At 73.1% G+C, this 13,737-nt stretch carries 14 protein-coding genes, 1 tRNA gene and 1 pseudogene; 9 read left to right on the top strand and 7 right to left on the bottom strand.

Translation table 11 applies throughout. The features are described from left to right. Nucleotides 1-38 precede the first annotated feature (38 nt). The gene (locus ACFY23_RS03080) at nt 39-545 is read right to left on the bottom strand and encodes a DUF2231 domain-containing protein (protein ID WP_350680702.1); all 507 of its coding nucleotides are present in this window, start codon (nt 543-545) and stop codon (nt 39-41) included. A 145-nt stretch (nt 546-690) separates the two neighbouring features. Between ACFY23_RS03080 and ACFY23_RS03075 the strand changes: the two genes are divergently transcribed. The 5 genes and pseudogenes from ACFY23_RS03075 to ACFY23_RS03055 form a co-directional block, all read left to right on the top strand. Beyond that, nucleotides 691-1,308, top strand: coding sequence for a pyridoxamine 5'-phosphate oxidase family protein (locus ACFY23_RS03075; protein WP_350680704.1), 618 nt, complete (start codon nt 691-693; stop codon nt 1,306-1,308). 74 nt (nt 1,309-1,382) lie between these two features. Beyond that, nucleotides 1,383-2,054, top strand: coding sequence for a helix-turn-helix domain-containing protein (locus ACFY23_RS03070; RefSeq protein ID WP_350680706.1), 672 nt, complete (start codon nt 1,383-1,385; stop codon nt 2,052-2,054). Continuing rightward, on the top strand, nt 2,051-3,382 hold the full coding sequence (locus tag ACFY23_RS03065; RefSeq protein ID WP_350680708.1) for an MFS transporter: 1,332 nt from the start codon (nt 2,051-2,053) through the stop codon (nt 3,380-3,382). Before ACFY23_RS03070 ends, ACFY23_RS03065 begins: the two co-directional genes overlap by 4 nt. Before the next feature lie 113 nt (nt 3,383-3,495). After that, nucleotides 3,496-4,134, top strand: a complete 639-nt coding sequence (locus ACFY23_RS03060; protein ID WP_350680710.1) for a hypothetical protein — start codon at nt 3,496-3,498, stop codon at nt 4,132-4,134. A gap of 225 nt (nt 4,135-4,359) precedes the next feature. Continuing rightward, nucleotides 4,360-4,809 (top strand): annotated as a pseudogene (locus tag ACFY23_RS03055) (SRPBCC family protein); the annotation flags it as partial. Nucleotides 4,810-5,235: 426 nt separating this feature from the next. On the opposite strand, the gene ACFY23_RS03050 reads toward ACFY23_RS03055, so the two are convergent. Next, on the bottom strand, nt 5,236-5,640 hold the full coding sequence (locus tag ACFY23_RS03050; RefSeq protein WP_350680712.1) for a VOC family protein: 405 nt from the start codon (nt 5,638-5,640) through the stop codon (nt 5,236-5,238). 102 nt (nt 5,641-5,742) lie between these two features. Beyond that, nucleotides 5,743-6,288 carry a DUF4240 domain-containing protein gene (locus ACFY23_RS03045; protein WP_350680714.1) on the bottom strand — a complete coding sequence of 182 codons (546 nt, stop codon included), beginning with the start codon at nt 6,286-6,288 and terminating at the stop codon, nt 5,743-5,745. A 134-nt stretch (nt 6,289-6,422) separates the two neighbouring features. On the opposite strand from ACFY23_RS03045, the gene ACFY23_RS03040 reads away from it, so the two are divergent. From ACFY23_RS03040 to ACFY23_RS03030, 3 genes are all read left to right on the top strand, one after another. Further along, on the top strand, nt 6,423-7,058 hold the full coding sequence (locus tag ACFY23_RS03040; RefSeq protein ID WP_350680716.1) for a flavin reductase family protein: 636 nt from the start codon (nt 6,423-6,425) through the stop codon (nt 7,056-7,058). A 134-nt stretch (nt 7,059-7,192) separates the two neighbouring features. Further along, the gene (locus ACFY23_RS03035) at nt 7,193-8,191 is read left to right on the top strand and encodes a hypothetical protein (protein WP_350680722.1); all 999 of its coding nucleotides are present in this window, start codon (nt 7,193-7,195) and stop codon (nt 8,189-8,191) included. 390 nt (nt 8,192-8,581) lie between these two features. Next, nucleotides 8,582-9,319, top strand: a complete 738-nt coding sequence (locus ACFY23_RS03030) for an alpha/beta hydrolase (RefSeq protein ID WP_350680718.1) — start codon at nt 8,582-8,584, stop codon at nt 9,317-9,319. A 219-nt stretch (nt 9,320-9,538) separates the two neighbouring features. Here the strand turns inward: ACFY23_RS03030 and ACFY23_RS03025 are convergent. Further along, a tRNA-Thr gene (locus tag ACFY23_RS03025) sits at nt 9,539-9,612 on the bottom strand. 138 nt (nt 9,613-9,750) lie between these two features. Between ACFY23_RS03025 and ACFY23_RS03020 the strand changes: the two genes are divergently transcribed. After that, a complete protein-coding gene (locus ACFY23_RS03020; RefSeq protein WP_350818908.1) occupies nt 9,751-11,508 on the top strand; it encodes a metallophosphoesterase in 1,758 nt (585 codons plus the stop codon). An 8-nt stretch (nt 11,509-11,516) separates the two neighbouring features. Here ACFY23_RS03020 and ACFY23_RS03015 read toward each other — a convergent pair whose 3' ends face one another. From ACFY23_RS03015 to ACFY23_RS03005, 3 genes are all read right to left on the bottom strand, one after another. After that, nucleotides 11,517-12,356 carry a regulatory iron-sulfur-containing complex subunit RicT gene (locus ACFY23_RS03015; RefSeq protein ID WP_350684283.1) on the bottom strand — a complete coding sequence of 280 codons (840 nt, stop codon included), beginning with the start codon at nt 12,354-12,356 and terminating at the stop codon, nt 11,517-11,519. 392 nt (nt 12,357-12,748) lie between these two features. After that, complete coding sequence (locus ACFY23_RS03010; protein WP_350684282.1) at nt 12,749-13,432, bottom strand: hypothetical protein; 684 nt, start codon at nt 13,430-13,432, stop codon at nt 12,749-12,751. Beyond that, nucleotides 13,432-13,737 carry a hypothetical protein gene (locus tag ACFY23_RS03005; protein WP_350684281.1) on the bottom strand — a complete coding sequence of 102 codons (306 nt, stop codon included), beginning with the start codon at nt 13,735-13,737 and terminating at the stop codon, nt 13,432-13,434. Before ACFY23_RS03005 ends, ACFY23_RS03010 begins: the two co-directional genes overlap by 1 nt.

The raw sequence follows: 13,737 nt of genomic DNA, 5'->3' as shown, positions 1-13,737 counted from the left end.
CCATGAGGCGCCACCGCACTGAGCCACTGTTCGCTCGCTCATCGCGCCTCTCCGATCCGCTGGGTGGCCGCCGAGGGCCGCAGTGAGCTGGGCGCGTCCAGACCGGCGTCCCGGTCCACACCGACGCCGAGCCGGTCGACCAGTTCCCCGCCAAGCCAGGCGCTGATGCCGAGGATGGCCAGCGCGACCACCTCGATGGCGATCAGCGCGCCGCCGGCGGCCCGGGAGTCGGCGTTCAGCCGCACCACCCAGACCGCCGCGAACAGCAGGATCACGGCGAGGTTGGCGGCGGCGTGGGTCAGCGCCACCCGCTTGGCGCGGGTCCCCGAGGGGATGGCCAGGAGGTCGAACGTCCCGGCCGCCGCGGCCAGCAGGCCGCCGACCAGGCCGACGGTGATGTTCCAGTACGCGACCTCGCCGAGGAAGTCCGGCCCGCCGACGGTGTCCACCACGTCGAACAGGACCGCGGTGACCAGCAGGGCCACCGGAAACATCACCAGCATCGGGTGGACGGGGTGGCCCAGCACCTTGAGTCGGCTCTCCATCCGGGCCTCCACTGCTCGGTCTCTCCGGGCGCGTCGGGTGAGGCGGTACCCCTGCCGGCGGCGGACAAACCTCGCGCTGGCCGCTCCCCTAGGCTGGCGGGCGGCGGCCACGCCGCCACCGGAATCAACCCATGGGGAGGGCCACGTGACGGTGGAGATCACATCGCACGAGGAGCTGCGCGAGTTGTTGGGGGCGCCAGTGCCGCGGGCGCTGGCCAAGGAGCGGCCCGTCCTGCACGCCCGGGACCGGCAGTGGCTCGCCGCGTCACCCTTCTGCCTGGTGGCGACGGCCGGCGCGGACGGCAGTTGCGACGTCTCGCCGAAGGGCGACCCGCCCGGCTTCGCGCTGGTGCTGGACGACCGGACCATCGCGATCCCGGAGCGGCCGGGCAACCGGCGCGCGGACGGCTACCGCAACATCCTCGACAACCCGCACGTCGGGCTGATCTTCCTGGTTCCCGGGCGCACCGACACGCTGCGGATCAACGGCCGGGCGCGGCTGGTCCGGGACGCGCCGTGGTTCGACGACATGGTGGTGAAGGGTCACCGCCCGGTCCTCGCCGTGGTGGTGGAGATCGAGCAGATCTTCTACCACTGCGCCAAGGCGTTCCTGCGCTCGCAGCTCTGGCAGCCGGAGACCTGGCAGCCGGACGTGCTGCCGTCCCGGGCCCGGCTCGTCAAGGAGCTGGAGGCGCCCGAGGTCAGCCTGGCCGACCTGGAGCGTCACTACGGCCCGGGCTACGCCGCCACGATCTATTCCTGAGGCCGCCCCGGCCCGATCCGACCGGCTCGCCTCCCCTGTTGCTAAAGACATCTTTATAAAGATAGCTTTAGGGTATGTCGCTGCCCGAGGTGAAGCTCTCCGACCCCAAGGCCCTGCGCGGCTACGCGCACCCGCTGCGGATGGCCCTGATCGGCCTGCTCCGCCAGCACGGCCCGATGACCGCCACCCAGGCCGCCGAGCGGCTCGGCGAGAGCGTGCCGAACTGCTCGTTCCACCTGCGACAGCTCGCCAAGTACGGGCTGGCCGAGCGGGCCCCCGGCGCCGACGCCCGGGAACGGCCCTGGCGGGCCACGGCGCTCACCACCTCCTGGGACGACGCCTCCGACGACCCGCAGACGCGGGCCGCCACCGACGAACTGAGCGCCGCCCAGCTCGCCCTCTACACCCGCCGCGCCGAGGAGTTCCTCGCCCGCCGGGCCGGCGAGCCGTCGGCCTGGCGCGCGGTCACCGGATTCAGCGACCGGCCGCTGCACGTCACCGCCGACGAGCTGGCCCGGCTGACCGAGCGGGTCGAGGCCCTGCTCGCCGAGTACGACGACCGGATCACCGACCCGGCGAAGCGGCCGGCCGGCAGCCGGAAGGTCAGCCTCATCCAGCTCGCCGTCCTCACCGAGCCCCCCGCCGCCCCGACCCGCCCGGCCACCTCCGACGAACCGGGCGGCTCCGACGACCCCGCCACCTCCGACGACCTGGGCGGCTCCGACGACCCGGGCGGCTCCCGATGAGCGGCGAGACGACCGCCCCGGCCACGGCTGCCACCCCGGGCGCCGCCACCCCCGACACCGCCACCTCCGCCCCGCCCGCCGGCCCGGCACGTGGCAGCCCCCTGCTCCGGCTGCTGCGCGAGCGGACGTTCCGCCGCTACTGGTCGGCGCAGACCGTGTCGTACTTCGGCGACGAGATCTCCACCCTGGCCCTGCCGCTGCTGGCAGTGCTGGTTTTCGACGCGGCGCCGGCCGAGATGGGTTACCTGACCGCCGCCGCGCTCGCCCCGAACCTGATCTTCCCGCTGCTCGCCGGAGCATGGGTGGACCGGTACCCGCACAAGCGCCGCGTCATGATCCTCACCGACCTGGGCCGGGCGCTGCTGCTCGCCGCGGTGCCGGTCGCCTACCTGCTCGACGTGCTCACCCTGCCCCAGCTCTACGTGGCGGCCTTCGCGGTCGGCACGCTCGCCGTGTTCTTCGAGGTCGCCCGGGGCCCGCTCTTCGTGTCCATCGTCGACCGGCGCGACTACGTCGACGCGAACACGCTGGTCAACGGCAGCCGGGCGATGTCGCTGGTCGCCGGGCCGAGCATCGGCGGTGTCCTGGTGCAGGCGCTCACCGCGCCGATCGCCCTGGTCGCCGACGCCCTGTCGTACGTCGTGTCCGCGTACTTCCTGGGGCGGATCCGGCCGACGGAGCCGGCGCCCGCCCGCGGCGGCGGCCTGGCGATCGGTGCCGGGCTGGGGTTCCTCGCGCGGACGCCGATGATGCGCGCGATCCTGCTCGGCACCACCACCGTCAACCTGTTCAACTTCATGTTCATCGCGCTGTTCGTGCTCTACGCGACGCAGGAGCTGCACCTCGCACCCGGCCTGCTGGGCGCGGTGCTCGGCGCCGGCGCGGTCGGCGGCCTCATCGGCGCGGCGGTCACCGGCCGGCTGGTCCGCCGCTTCGGCGTCGGCCCGGCGCTGGTGGCCTCCTTCGTCCTCTTTCCCGCTCCCCTGCTGCTCGTCCCGCTTGCCGGCGGGCCGACCCCGCTGGCGCTGGGGATGCTCTTCGCCGCGGAGTTCCTCTCCGCCGTCGGGGTGATGATGCTCGACATCGTGGGCGGCTCGGTGCAGACCGCGCTGACCCCGGAGGCGCTGCTGGCCCGGGTGACCGGCGCCCGACGCACCGTCAACTACGGCATCCGCCCGATCGGCGCGCTGCTCGGCGGCGCGCTCGGCAGCACCCTCGGCGTACGGCCGGCACTGTGGATCGCGACGGCCGGCGCCCTCGCCGGAGTGCTCTGGGTGCTCTTCTCGCCGGTCCGCCACCTCCGTGACCTGCCGGATCGGGCCGACTGACCGGACCGGACGTTTGAGGTGGCCGGCGAGGGTACTGATACGGGGACGGCCCGGCGCGTCATTCGGCGCCACCACACCCCCTGGAGACGGGTCGAAGGAAGGACGGACCTCCCATGCCCACGCGAAGCAGCTCGGGGTCGACCGCGACCAAGAACCCCCCGGGCAACCAGACGCCGAACACCCCGGACATCAACGAGAGCGAGATCGCGCGGATGAAGGTCGACGACCTCCGCAGCCGGCTGCGCCGGCGCGGCGTCACCGACACCGCCGACATGAAGAAGGACGACCTGGTCAAGACCCTGATCCAAAGCATGAAGAACGGCTCGGGCTCCTCCGGGTCCGGCTCCTCGCGCTCCTCCGGATCGGGCTCCTCGCCCGGCGGGGTCCGGACCGGCGCGCAGACCTCCACGTCGGTCAGGTACTCGCAGGTCATCGACTCCGTGGACGACGAGCCGGAGCGGCCGGGCCGCAGCCTGGTCACCACCGACCACGACGTCATCCGGCAGTGGGCCGAGGCACGCAAGGGCGTGCCGTGCACCGTCGACGGCACCGACCACGACGGCCACGCGGGCGTGCTGCGCTTCGACTTCCCCGCCAACGGCCGCGAGGACCGGCTGCGCGAGATCAGCTGGGAGAAGTGGTTCGAGGCCTTCGACAAGCGCCGGTTGAACTTCATCTACCAGGAGGAACGCGCCGACGGGCGGCAGAGCAACTTCTTCCGCCTGGAGAGCCCGGACCGCGAGGACGGCTGAGCCCTTCGCACCGTCCGGCAGGCCCGGGCCGGCAGCCCGCCGGCCCGGGCCTCCGCGTGTCCGCGGCACATCCTCGCCCGGCTCGCCGACGACGGGCCCGCTGTCCGATGTGGTGTTCCGACAGGTCCGGCGATTGAGCGCCATCACCGGGGGTAGGAGTTCAGACGGACGAGGGACGGCTCTCCCCTCCGACGGAAGCAGTTCGACCAACGAGGAGGATCAACCGTGACCACGAAGGTCGAGAAGTCCATCGAAGTGCAGGTTCCGGTCAGCACCGCGTACAACCAGTGGACGCAGTTCGAGGAGTTCCCCCAGTTCATGGGGGGTGTCCGCGAGGTGCGCCAGCTCGACGACCGGCGGATGCACTGGGTCGCCGAGATCGCGGGCGTCAAGCGTGAGTGGGACGCGACGGTCCTGGAGCAGGTGCCCGACCAGAAGGTGGCGTGGGCCGCCACCGAGGGCGCGACCAACGCGGGGGCGGTCTACTTCCAGCCTGTCGGCCCCGACCGCACCATGGTGCGGCTGCACCTGGAGTACGAGCCCGAGGGCATGATCGAGAAGGCCGGCGACAAGCTGAACATCGTCGAGCGGCAGGCCGAGTCCGACCTGCGGAAGTTCAAGTCGTACATCGAGGAGCGCGGCGTGGAGACCGGGGCCTGGCGCGGCACGGTCGACGGCGGCCTCGGGGTCGGCACGCCGGGCGTCGAGCACGCCGCCGGCACGCGCGGCGACAGCGGCAAGGCCGGGGTGTCCGGCAGGGCCGTGGCCGCGGGCGCCGCGGTGGCCGGGGCGGCGGCGGCCGGAGCCGCCGCGGCCGCGAAGCGTCGCTCCGACACCGACCAGGACGGCCGCCCGACGGAGACGGAGTACGTGGTGACCGACGTCGAGGTGGTGCCGGAGACCGGGACCACCGGCTACCCGCACCGCACGCTCTGACCCTTACCCGTACGCCACGAGCGCCAGCGAACGGCCCAGGTCCCCGCGACCTGGGCCGTCGCTCGTGCCCATCCCGACCCCCGCGCCCGGCCACCCGCCGCCCTGCTGCGTCGGGCCGCCGCGGTTGCGGCCGCGTGGCACGGCCTGTCCCTTCCGCGGGACGCGTCAGGCCGCCTCCGCGGACACCATCCACAGGTGGCCGTCCGGGTCGGTGAAAGCGCCCGTGTATCCCCACGGCTGCCGGCCCGGCTCGACGACCACCTCGGCGCCGGCGGACCGGGCCCGCTCGACGAGCTGGGCCACCTCGGCCGGCGTCGCCGCCGGGAGGCTGAGGACGCACTCGCTCTGCCCGCGCCGGGCGACCTCGTGGCTGCCGATGACCCAGCCGAACCCGCCGGTCGGCACCAGCATGATCCGGAGACCGTCGTTGAGCGCGAACTGCAACGGCTCGGGGATGCCGTCCTCCGCCGGCTCCCCGACGGCGTCCAGGCCGAGCCCTTCGGCATAGAAGCGGTACGAGGTCGGACGGTCGGCGATGGGCAGGCTGACGACGACGGGTGCGTACTGCATGAGGCTGCCTCCAGAGGCTGACGGACGACGGGTGTCGTCAGTGTTACGCCGCCGGGCGCGGAAACTCATCGCTCCGGTCGATCTGGTGCTCCGTGCCCTCGGTCACTCGCGCCAGCCCGCCGCGTTCGTGCAGGACTCCCGCGAGATGCCGGAGCCGGTGTCCGGCCACCCGTCGAACCGCTCGTTGTGCAGGTGGGCGAAGAAGTAGCACATGCTCTCGCACGTGGCGTCCGGCACGGCCACGGCAGGGTTGGCATGCACCGCCTCGTAGAACTCGCGCCCGAGCGCGACGATGTGACCCCGGGCGTAGAGGAAGCCGTCGTCGGAGCCGTCGGTCACCTCGTGGACGTCCGCCCGGTCGATGTCGTGCAGCTTTCGCTCGACCACCCGGTCCAGGTCGGTCAGCTCCTGGCTGGACAGGCCCTCCGCGAGCTGGCGGAGGTTGTCGAGGAACGGACCGAGCCACGCGTCGATGGCGTAGAGGTCGTCGTCATCGTCGTCGGCCTCCGGATTTCGGGTCAGCAGCGCCCGGCGGAGCGCGGCGGGCTCGGCACCCAGCCGCTCCCAGGCGGACTCGACGAGGGCCCAGAACCGGGCCTCGTCCTCGGCGCTCGGCAGCTTGGCGACACCATTCGCAAGGTCGGTCACGGCGGGAGCGTAGCGACCGCGACCGACAGTCTCGCCCCGCCGAGACGACGCGGGGGCCGGCCTGCCGCCCCTGGTTGCCCGTGCGCGAACACTTCGGCGGGCACCGAAGCGTGCGGCCCGTACCGTCGGCGACCATGACGACGACGAGCAGCCCGCCCGCGGCCACCGAGCATCTGACGATCACCCCGAAGATCCTGTACTTCGGGACCCCGGTGGTGCTGCTGAGCACCGAGAACGACGACGCCAGCGCGAACCTCGCACCCATCTCCTCGGCGTGGGCTCTCGGCCACGTCGTGGTACTCGGGCTCGGTCGCGACGGCCAGAGCGCCCACAACCTCGCCTCGCGCCCCGACATGGTGATCAACTTCCCGGCGGCTCACCAGTGGGAAGCCGTCGAACGCCTCGCCCCGCTGACCGGCCGGCACCCGGTACCGCCCCGGAAGCGTGGCCACTTCCGCCATGAACCGGCGAAGTTCGAGGCCGCCGGGCTGCGCCCACAGCCATCGCGACACGTCCGACCGCCCCGGGTGGCCGACTGCCCGCTGCAACTGGAGTCCCGCGCCGCGCACGTCCGCGCCGACGCCGGCGGTGACTTCCTGATCGTCGAGGCCCACGTCCTGGCCGTGCACGCCGACGCCCGCATCGTCGTGCCGGGAACCGACCACGTCGACCCCAAGTCCTGGAACCCGCTGATCTACAACTTCCGCCACTACTTCGGCCTCGGCGACCAGCTCGGGCACAGCTTCCGCTCCGAGACGCCCACGGTGTGACCGCCGACGGCGCCGAAGGCCCTCCTGCCCCCGCTGTGCCCGGGGCCGCCTCGCCATTCGGGCGGAACCGGCCCTAGGTGACGGCCGCCGCCACTAGCGTCGGGGCCATGCCCGCCCGTCCGTCCCGCTGGTCGATGCCGCCCCGGGTACTGGAGGCACCGTCGTACCTGCAGGCGTTCGTGCTCTCCGGGGTGGTGACGGTGCTGGTCACCCGGGCCTTTCTCCAGGCGGCCGGCTACCCCCAGCTCGGCGGCGGCGGGCTCCACATCGCGCACGTGCTCTGGGGTGGGCTGCTGATGACCGCCGGCCTGGGTGTCGCGCTGGTCTTCCTCGGCAGCGCGGCGCGCATCCTGGGTGCGATCCTCGGCGGGACGGGGTTCGGGCTCTTCATCGACGAGGTGGGCAAGTTCGTCACGGCCGGGACCGACTACTTCTACGCCCCGGCCGCCGGCATCATCTACGGCGCCTTCGCCCTGCTGGTCGTGATCACCCAGGCGATCCGAGGCCGGACCCGGCTCTCCGGCCCGGAGCGGACGGCGAACGCGCTCTACACGGTGGTAGGCGGGCTGCGCACGGGGCTCACCGATCGACGTCGCGCGGCGGTGATGCGGCAGGTCCACGGCTGCGGCCCGGACGTCGAGGAGGCGGTGGCGCATCTGCTGGACGCCGTGCCCCGGCGTGAGCCGCCCGGCCCCCGGTTCTGGCAGCCCTGGTTCAACCGCGCCCGCCGGGCCGTGATCTGGGTGACCACCCACCGGTGGGTGGTGTCGCTGGTGGTGCTCTACCTGGTGGGCGAGGCGTTCGTCGTCGTACTCACGGTCGTGCAGGACGCGGTCACCGGCCAGTTGCCCGACCAACGGGAGTGGCGGGCGGTGGTCGGGGTCTCGGTCTCCGCGCTGATCACCGCGGTGCTCGGCATCCGCGGGGCGTTGCTACTTCCGCGCGACAAGGTACGAGCCTTCCGACTGTTCAAACTCGCGCTCCTCGTGGATCTGCTGTTCGGGCAGATCTTCAGCTTCACCGTCGATCAGTTCGGGGCGCTCTCCGCGCTCAGCGTGGACCTCTTCCTGCTCGCGGTGGTGACCGCCGAGTACCGCCGGCTGTGCCGGCAGGCACCGACGGCGCGCGAGTGAGCTGAGGACTCGGCCCGTCAGCGGGGACGTAACCGACCTCGGGAAACGAAGAAGCCCAGGCCGTTGACCTGGGCTCTCGTGGCCTCCGCTGACCCCTGTTGTCCCCGTCCAACGGCACGCCGGGGTCATCGCCGCGGCCGACGGCCGGAAGCGATCGCCGACCCTCGCCTCGCAAGGATCAAGACGGCTGTCCGCCGGTGTCCGGTCACGGAGCCTCGGCAAAACCCGTTGGCAGACACGGCGACCACTGCTAACTTTCCGGAGGCCGTGCCAGAGACCGAGGAGGTGGTACCCGTGAACGTATCGACATGGGTGCTCCCCTCTGGGGTCACGGTCGGACGATAGGTCGTCCGGGAGCGCCGTTCAGGAGCACTCCCGAAAGGCACGACCTTGCGATTCACCTCCGAACAGCGGCTCGACGACGGTGTCCTCGAGCGCGAATTCACCCTCGGCGAGATCCCTGGCATCCTGTGGACGCCCGCATCCGCATCCGCATCCGCCCCGGCGCCGCTGATCCTGGTCGGCCACCCCGGCGGACTGCACATGATGTACCCCCGACTGGTGGCCCGGGCCCGGCACTCCGCGACGGAGGGCTTCGCCGCGGCCACCATCGAGCTCCCCGGGGGCGGTGACCGGCCCCGTTTCGCCGCCGCCGAGGAGGCCCGCGCCGACCTGCACCGGGCGCTGGAGGCCGGCGAGCCGGTCGACGACGAGATCGTCGACCGGCTCGTCCTCCCACTGGTCGAAAAGGCGGTCCCGGAATGGCGGGCCGCCCTGGACGCCCTCCTTTCGCTGCCCGAGATCGGCGGCCCGGTCGGGTACGCGGGAGGGGTGATCGCCATCGGCCTCCGGCTGGCGGCGGTCGAGCCGCGCATCTCGGCCGCCCTTCTGTTCGCCGGGAGTTTCGTGCCCCGCACCATGTTCGAGGAGGCCCGGCAGGTCACCATTCCGCTGCAGGTCCTGCTGCAGTGGGACGACGAGGGAAACGACCGGCAGCTGGCCCTGGACCTGTTCGACGCCTTCGGCTCCAAGGAGAAGACGCTGCACGCCAATATGGGTGGGCACACCGGCGTCCCGCAGTTCGAGGGGGACGACGGGAACCGGTTCTTCGCCCGGCACCTGAAGTGAGGCCAGGCCGTCAGGCAGGCAGCAGCAGCAGCCGCCGATAGGAGCTGTCGGCCAGGATGCCGCTCATCGAGGACAGGCTCCTCGATGGCGGTGGCCAGCAGATGCACAACCGCCCCGACCGCGGGATGCGGACTATTTGCGGACTGGCACCGTCGGCGGCAGCGTGGTGGACCTCGGGAAACGGCGAAGCCCAGGTCGTTGACCTGGGCTTCTTCACCGAGCCGCCTGACGGAATCGAACCGTCGACCTACGCATTACGAGTGCGTCGCTCTAGCCGACTGAGCTAAGGCGGCAACGATCGTCAAGTGTACGGCACGATCCGCCGCCCGGCCGAGCGGGTTCCCCCACCCCACTCGCCGACCCGGACATCTGGGGCCGATCCGTCGTTCGCCGGACAGCGATGGCGGCCGGTCCGGACTACGCTGCGGCGCGTGACCGACGATCGCGCCCCCGACGGCGACCCGCGGGACGATGCGGCGGCGAGCCCGCACGCGAGCGAGGCGGCCGGCGGGCGGGCGGCGCGCCGACCGCGCAGCACCGATCCGCGCGAGCTGGGCTTCACCCCGCGCAAGCCCGTGCCGTGGCTCGCGCCCTTCCTGCTGATCAGCACCGGCATCCGTACGCTGCTGGCGATGCTCTTCGGGGCGTACCTGGACAAGCGGGAGCTGCAGAACGCGTTCGGGGACGGGATCTTCCGCCAGGTCGGGCCGGACGGTGGGCTCTGGCTGGACTACGTGGCCGACCTGGGCGACGGCTTCAACGCCACCTACTCGGTGGCCTACCTGCTCGCCCAGCGCGAGCTGGAGGTGGACGGGCACCGGCTGCCCCGGGCGCAGACCCTGGTGATGGGCGGCGACCAGGTCTACCCGTCGGCGGCGTACGAGGCGTACGAGGACCGGTGCAAGGGGCCCTACCAGGCCGCTCTGCCCGTCACCCCGCCCGAGCGGCCGACGCTCTTCGCGGTCCCCGGCAACCACGACTGGTACGACGGCCTGACCGCCTTCCTGCGGCTGTTCGTCCGGTCCCGGGACCGGCACTTCGGCGGCTGGGACACCGGCCAGTCCCGCTCGTACTTCGCCGTCGAGTTGCCCGCCGGCTGGTGGCTGCTCGGCCTCGACGACCAGTCCGGCTCGTACCTGGACGACCCGCAGCTCACCTACTTCGACAAGGTCGCCGAGCGGCTGGGCCCGCAGAGCCGGGTGATCCTGACCGTGCCGGCGCCGACGTGGGTCAAGGCCGTCGACCACCCCACGGCGTACGACTCGATCGACTACTTCATCCGCACGATCGTCGCGCCCACCGGGGCGCAGGTGCGGCTGTTGATCTCCGGTGACCTGCACCACTACGCCCGGTACGCCGGCCCGGACCGGCAGTTGATCACCTGCGGCGGCGGGGGCGCGTACCTCTACCCGACGCACAAGCTCCCGGAGCGGATCGAGGTGCCCCCGCGCGACACCCTCGCCCGGCGGGCCAGCGCCTCCCGCCCGTACGACCTGGCCGGCCGCTATCCGGACGCCGCCCGCTCCCGGCGGTACGGCTGGGGGATCTTCCCCCGGCTGCCGCTGCGCAACCCGGGCTTCACCACCCTGCTCGGCACCCTGCACACGCTGCTGATGCTGGCGATGGCCGGCGTCGTGAGCAACCGGACCGGCACCGAGCAGCGGCTGTTCAGCGTGCCGCTGGTGGTGATGCTGGTCGTCACGGTGCTCGGCGCGGCGTTCTTCGCCAAGCCGCCCAGCTCGGGCGGGAAGCGGCACGCGCGGCACTGGATCCTCGGCGTCGGTCACGGCCTGGCCCACGTCGGGCTGGCCGCCGCCGGCACCTGGGCCTGGCTGGCCCTGCCTCTCTACGACTGGCCGTGGCCGCTGCCGGCCGTCGCCGCGGCGGTGGTCTACGGCCCGGTGATCGGGCTGGTGGCCAGCCAACTGGTGGCCGCCTACCTGCTGGTGGCGGGCGCGTTCGGGGTGAACGTCAACGAGCTCTTCGCCGGCCAGGGCATCGAGGACGCGAAGGCGTTCCTGCGGCTGCGCATCGACCCCGACGGCACGCTGACGATCTACCCGATCGCGATCGACCGCGTCGCCCGCGACTGGCAGGTCAACCCCGACCAGTCCCCCGAGTCCTCCTGGCTGGCGCCGAAGCACCCCCTCCGCCCCCGCCTGGCCGAGCCCCCCACCACCCTCACCTGACCGCAGAGTCAGGGGTTGTAGTGCTGGTCGTGGGCCTGGCGGGGGCCGCAGACCGAGGCGCGGGAGCAGGAGCAGCGGGAGCCGTCGGCGTCGAGGCGGACCGTGACCGAGTCGCGCGGGACGCTGTGGCCGACCACCCGGCCGTCGCCCTCGGGCGTCGACACCCGGCTGCCGATCGCCGGGGCGGATTCCTGGAACCGCTGGTAGAGAGGATGCTCGTACTTGAGGCAGCACATCAGCCGGCCGCACGCGCCGGAGATGCGCAGCGGGTTGAGCGGCAGGTCCTGGTCCTTGGCCATCCGGATGGTGACCGGCTCGAAGTCGGTGAGGAAGGTGGCGCAGCAGAGGTCCCGCCCGCAGGAGCCGATGCCGCCCTGCACCCGGGCCGAGTCCCGGGCGGAGAGCTGGCGCAGCTCGACCCGGCAGTGCAGGGTGGCCCCCAGGTCGCGGACCAGCGAGCGGAAGTCCACCCGGTGCGGGGCGGTGAAGTAGATCGTGCTCCGCTCGCCGTTCCCCTCGCCGGCGCCGAGCACGTGGTCGACCGCCACCACCTTCATCGGCAGGCCGTGCTCCCGGATCAGCCGCTTCGCCGCGACCTTCGCCTCGGCCTTGCGCCGGCGCAGCGCCTCGTCGCGGCGCAGGTCCTCGTCCTGCGCCAGCCCGGCCAGCCGGGGGAAGCCCGCCGTGTCCTCGGAGACCCACTGCGCGGCCCAGACGCACTCGGCCACCTCGGGCCCGTCGTCGGTCGGCACCAGCACCTTGTCGCCGACCTGCGGGCGCAGCTCGCCCGGGTCCAGGTAGTAGAGGCGCCCGTACCGCTGGAAGCTGACCGCGCAGAGCATGCCCATGCCTCTCACCCTACGACGACCGAGCGGCTACGGCCGGGCCGGCCGTCGCCACCCGACTACGCCGTGCAGCCATCCACAGTGGTCGAATCGACCGACCCGACCCACCTCGTCGTGCCGTCCCCCCTCGCCCGGACGGCTGATTCCGCTGTCTCGTACGGGACAAACGAGCACCGGAGGCGTTGAGTGGAGGCAGACCTGCGGGGGGTGCAGGGGGAAAGGCCACGGCGTCGCCGCCGGAGCCCGGCCGGACCGGGCCCGAGCGCGACGCCGTGCGCCGTGCCGGGGGTCCGTCACGGAGACGGCTGTCGCGGCGCCCACCACCGCGCAGCGCTGCCGGGCCGCAGCCGTGCAGACCGTCCACACCGGGCGCGCCCGGTCGGGCCGGCCGCGGACTACCAGCCGATCCGGGTGGGGGCGTCGTAGCGGGGACGGTCGGCCACCGGCTCCCGCCAGCGGGACTCGGCCAGGCTCGTCCCCCACTGGCGCAGCAGCGTCTCCGCCCCGTCGTACGCGACGCAGAGCACCGCGAGGACCCGCGCGGCGATCTCGGCGGCCTCGGTCCCGCCCGGCCCGGCCGGCCCCTGGCGCCCTCCGCCGCCCGACATCGAGGTCGCCGCGACCACGGCCACCGCCTCGGCGGAACGCATCACGTCGGCCAGCGCCCGGGCGAGCGCCAGGCGGCTGCCCTCCACCCAGTCGGCGAGCGCGTCGGCGTAACCGGCGGTCGACTCGAGCCGCCCGACCAGGCTCTCCGGCCCCTCGTCCAGATGGCGCAGCAGGGCTCCCCTGGCCTGCCCGTACGCCGACGCGGCCGGACCGGACCAGAGCACCGGATCGGCCAGCGCGGCGCAGGCGTCGTCGTAGCCCCGGACCAGCCGGCGCACCGTGTGGCCGGCGCCGGCCAGCGGCACCGGACGCAGGTCGAGGAAGTTCCGGACCGCCTCGCCGGGGAGCACCTGCATCCGGCGCAGCAGCGGCCAGACGCGGTGGCCCTCGGGCGCCCCGGCCGCGAGCAGCGTGTCGACCCGGCCCAGCAGGTCGAGCCCGGGCTCGGCGAGCCGGTCCAGCGTGTCCATCACGCCTCCCCCGTCAGCCGGTGGAGGGCGGCGCGGTCGGCGTCGGCGTAGTGGTCGGCGGCGGCCCGCACCGCCGCCGCGGCGACCGCCAGCCGCTGCGCCGCGACGTGCGCCTCCCGGGCCCGGTCGCCGGTGGCCGCGATCCACTGCCGGTGCAGGGCCCGCCCGATCTCGCCGGGCCGGCCGGGGGCGTCAGCGCCGAACGCGGCCTGCGGCGGGTCACCGGCGGTGACCGTGCGGGACACGGCCGTCATGGTCTCGCTCGCCTGGTCGAGCCGGGCGGCGAGGGCGTGCAGGGTGTCCAT

This window comes from Micromonospora sp. NPDC000121, from assembly GCF_042899165.1.
In the GTDB taxonomy this organism is placed as follows: Bacteria; Actinomycetota; Actinomycetes; order Mycobacteriales; family Micromonosporaceae; genus Micromonospora.
Note: the sequence above shows the minus strand (reverse complement) of the source record. Positions and strands in the feature narration are given on the sequence as shown.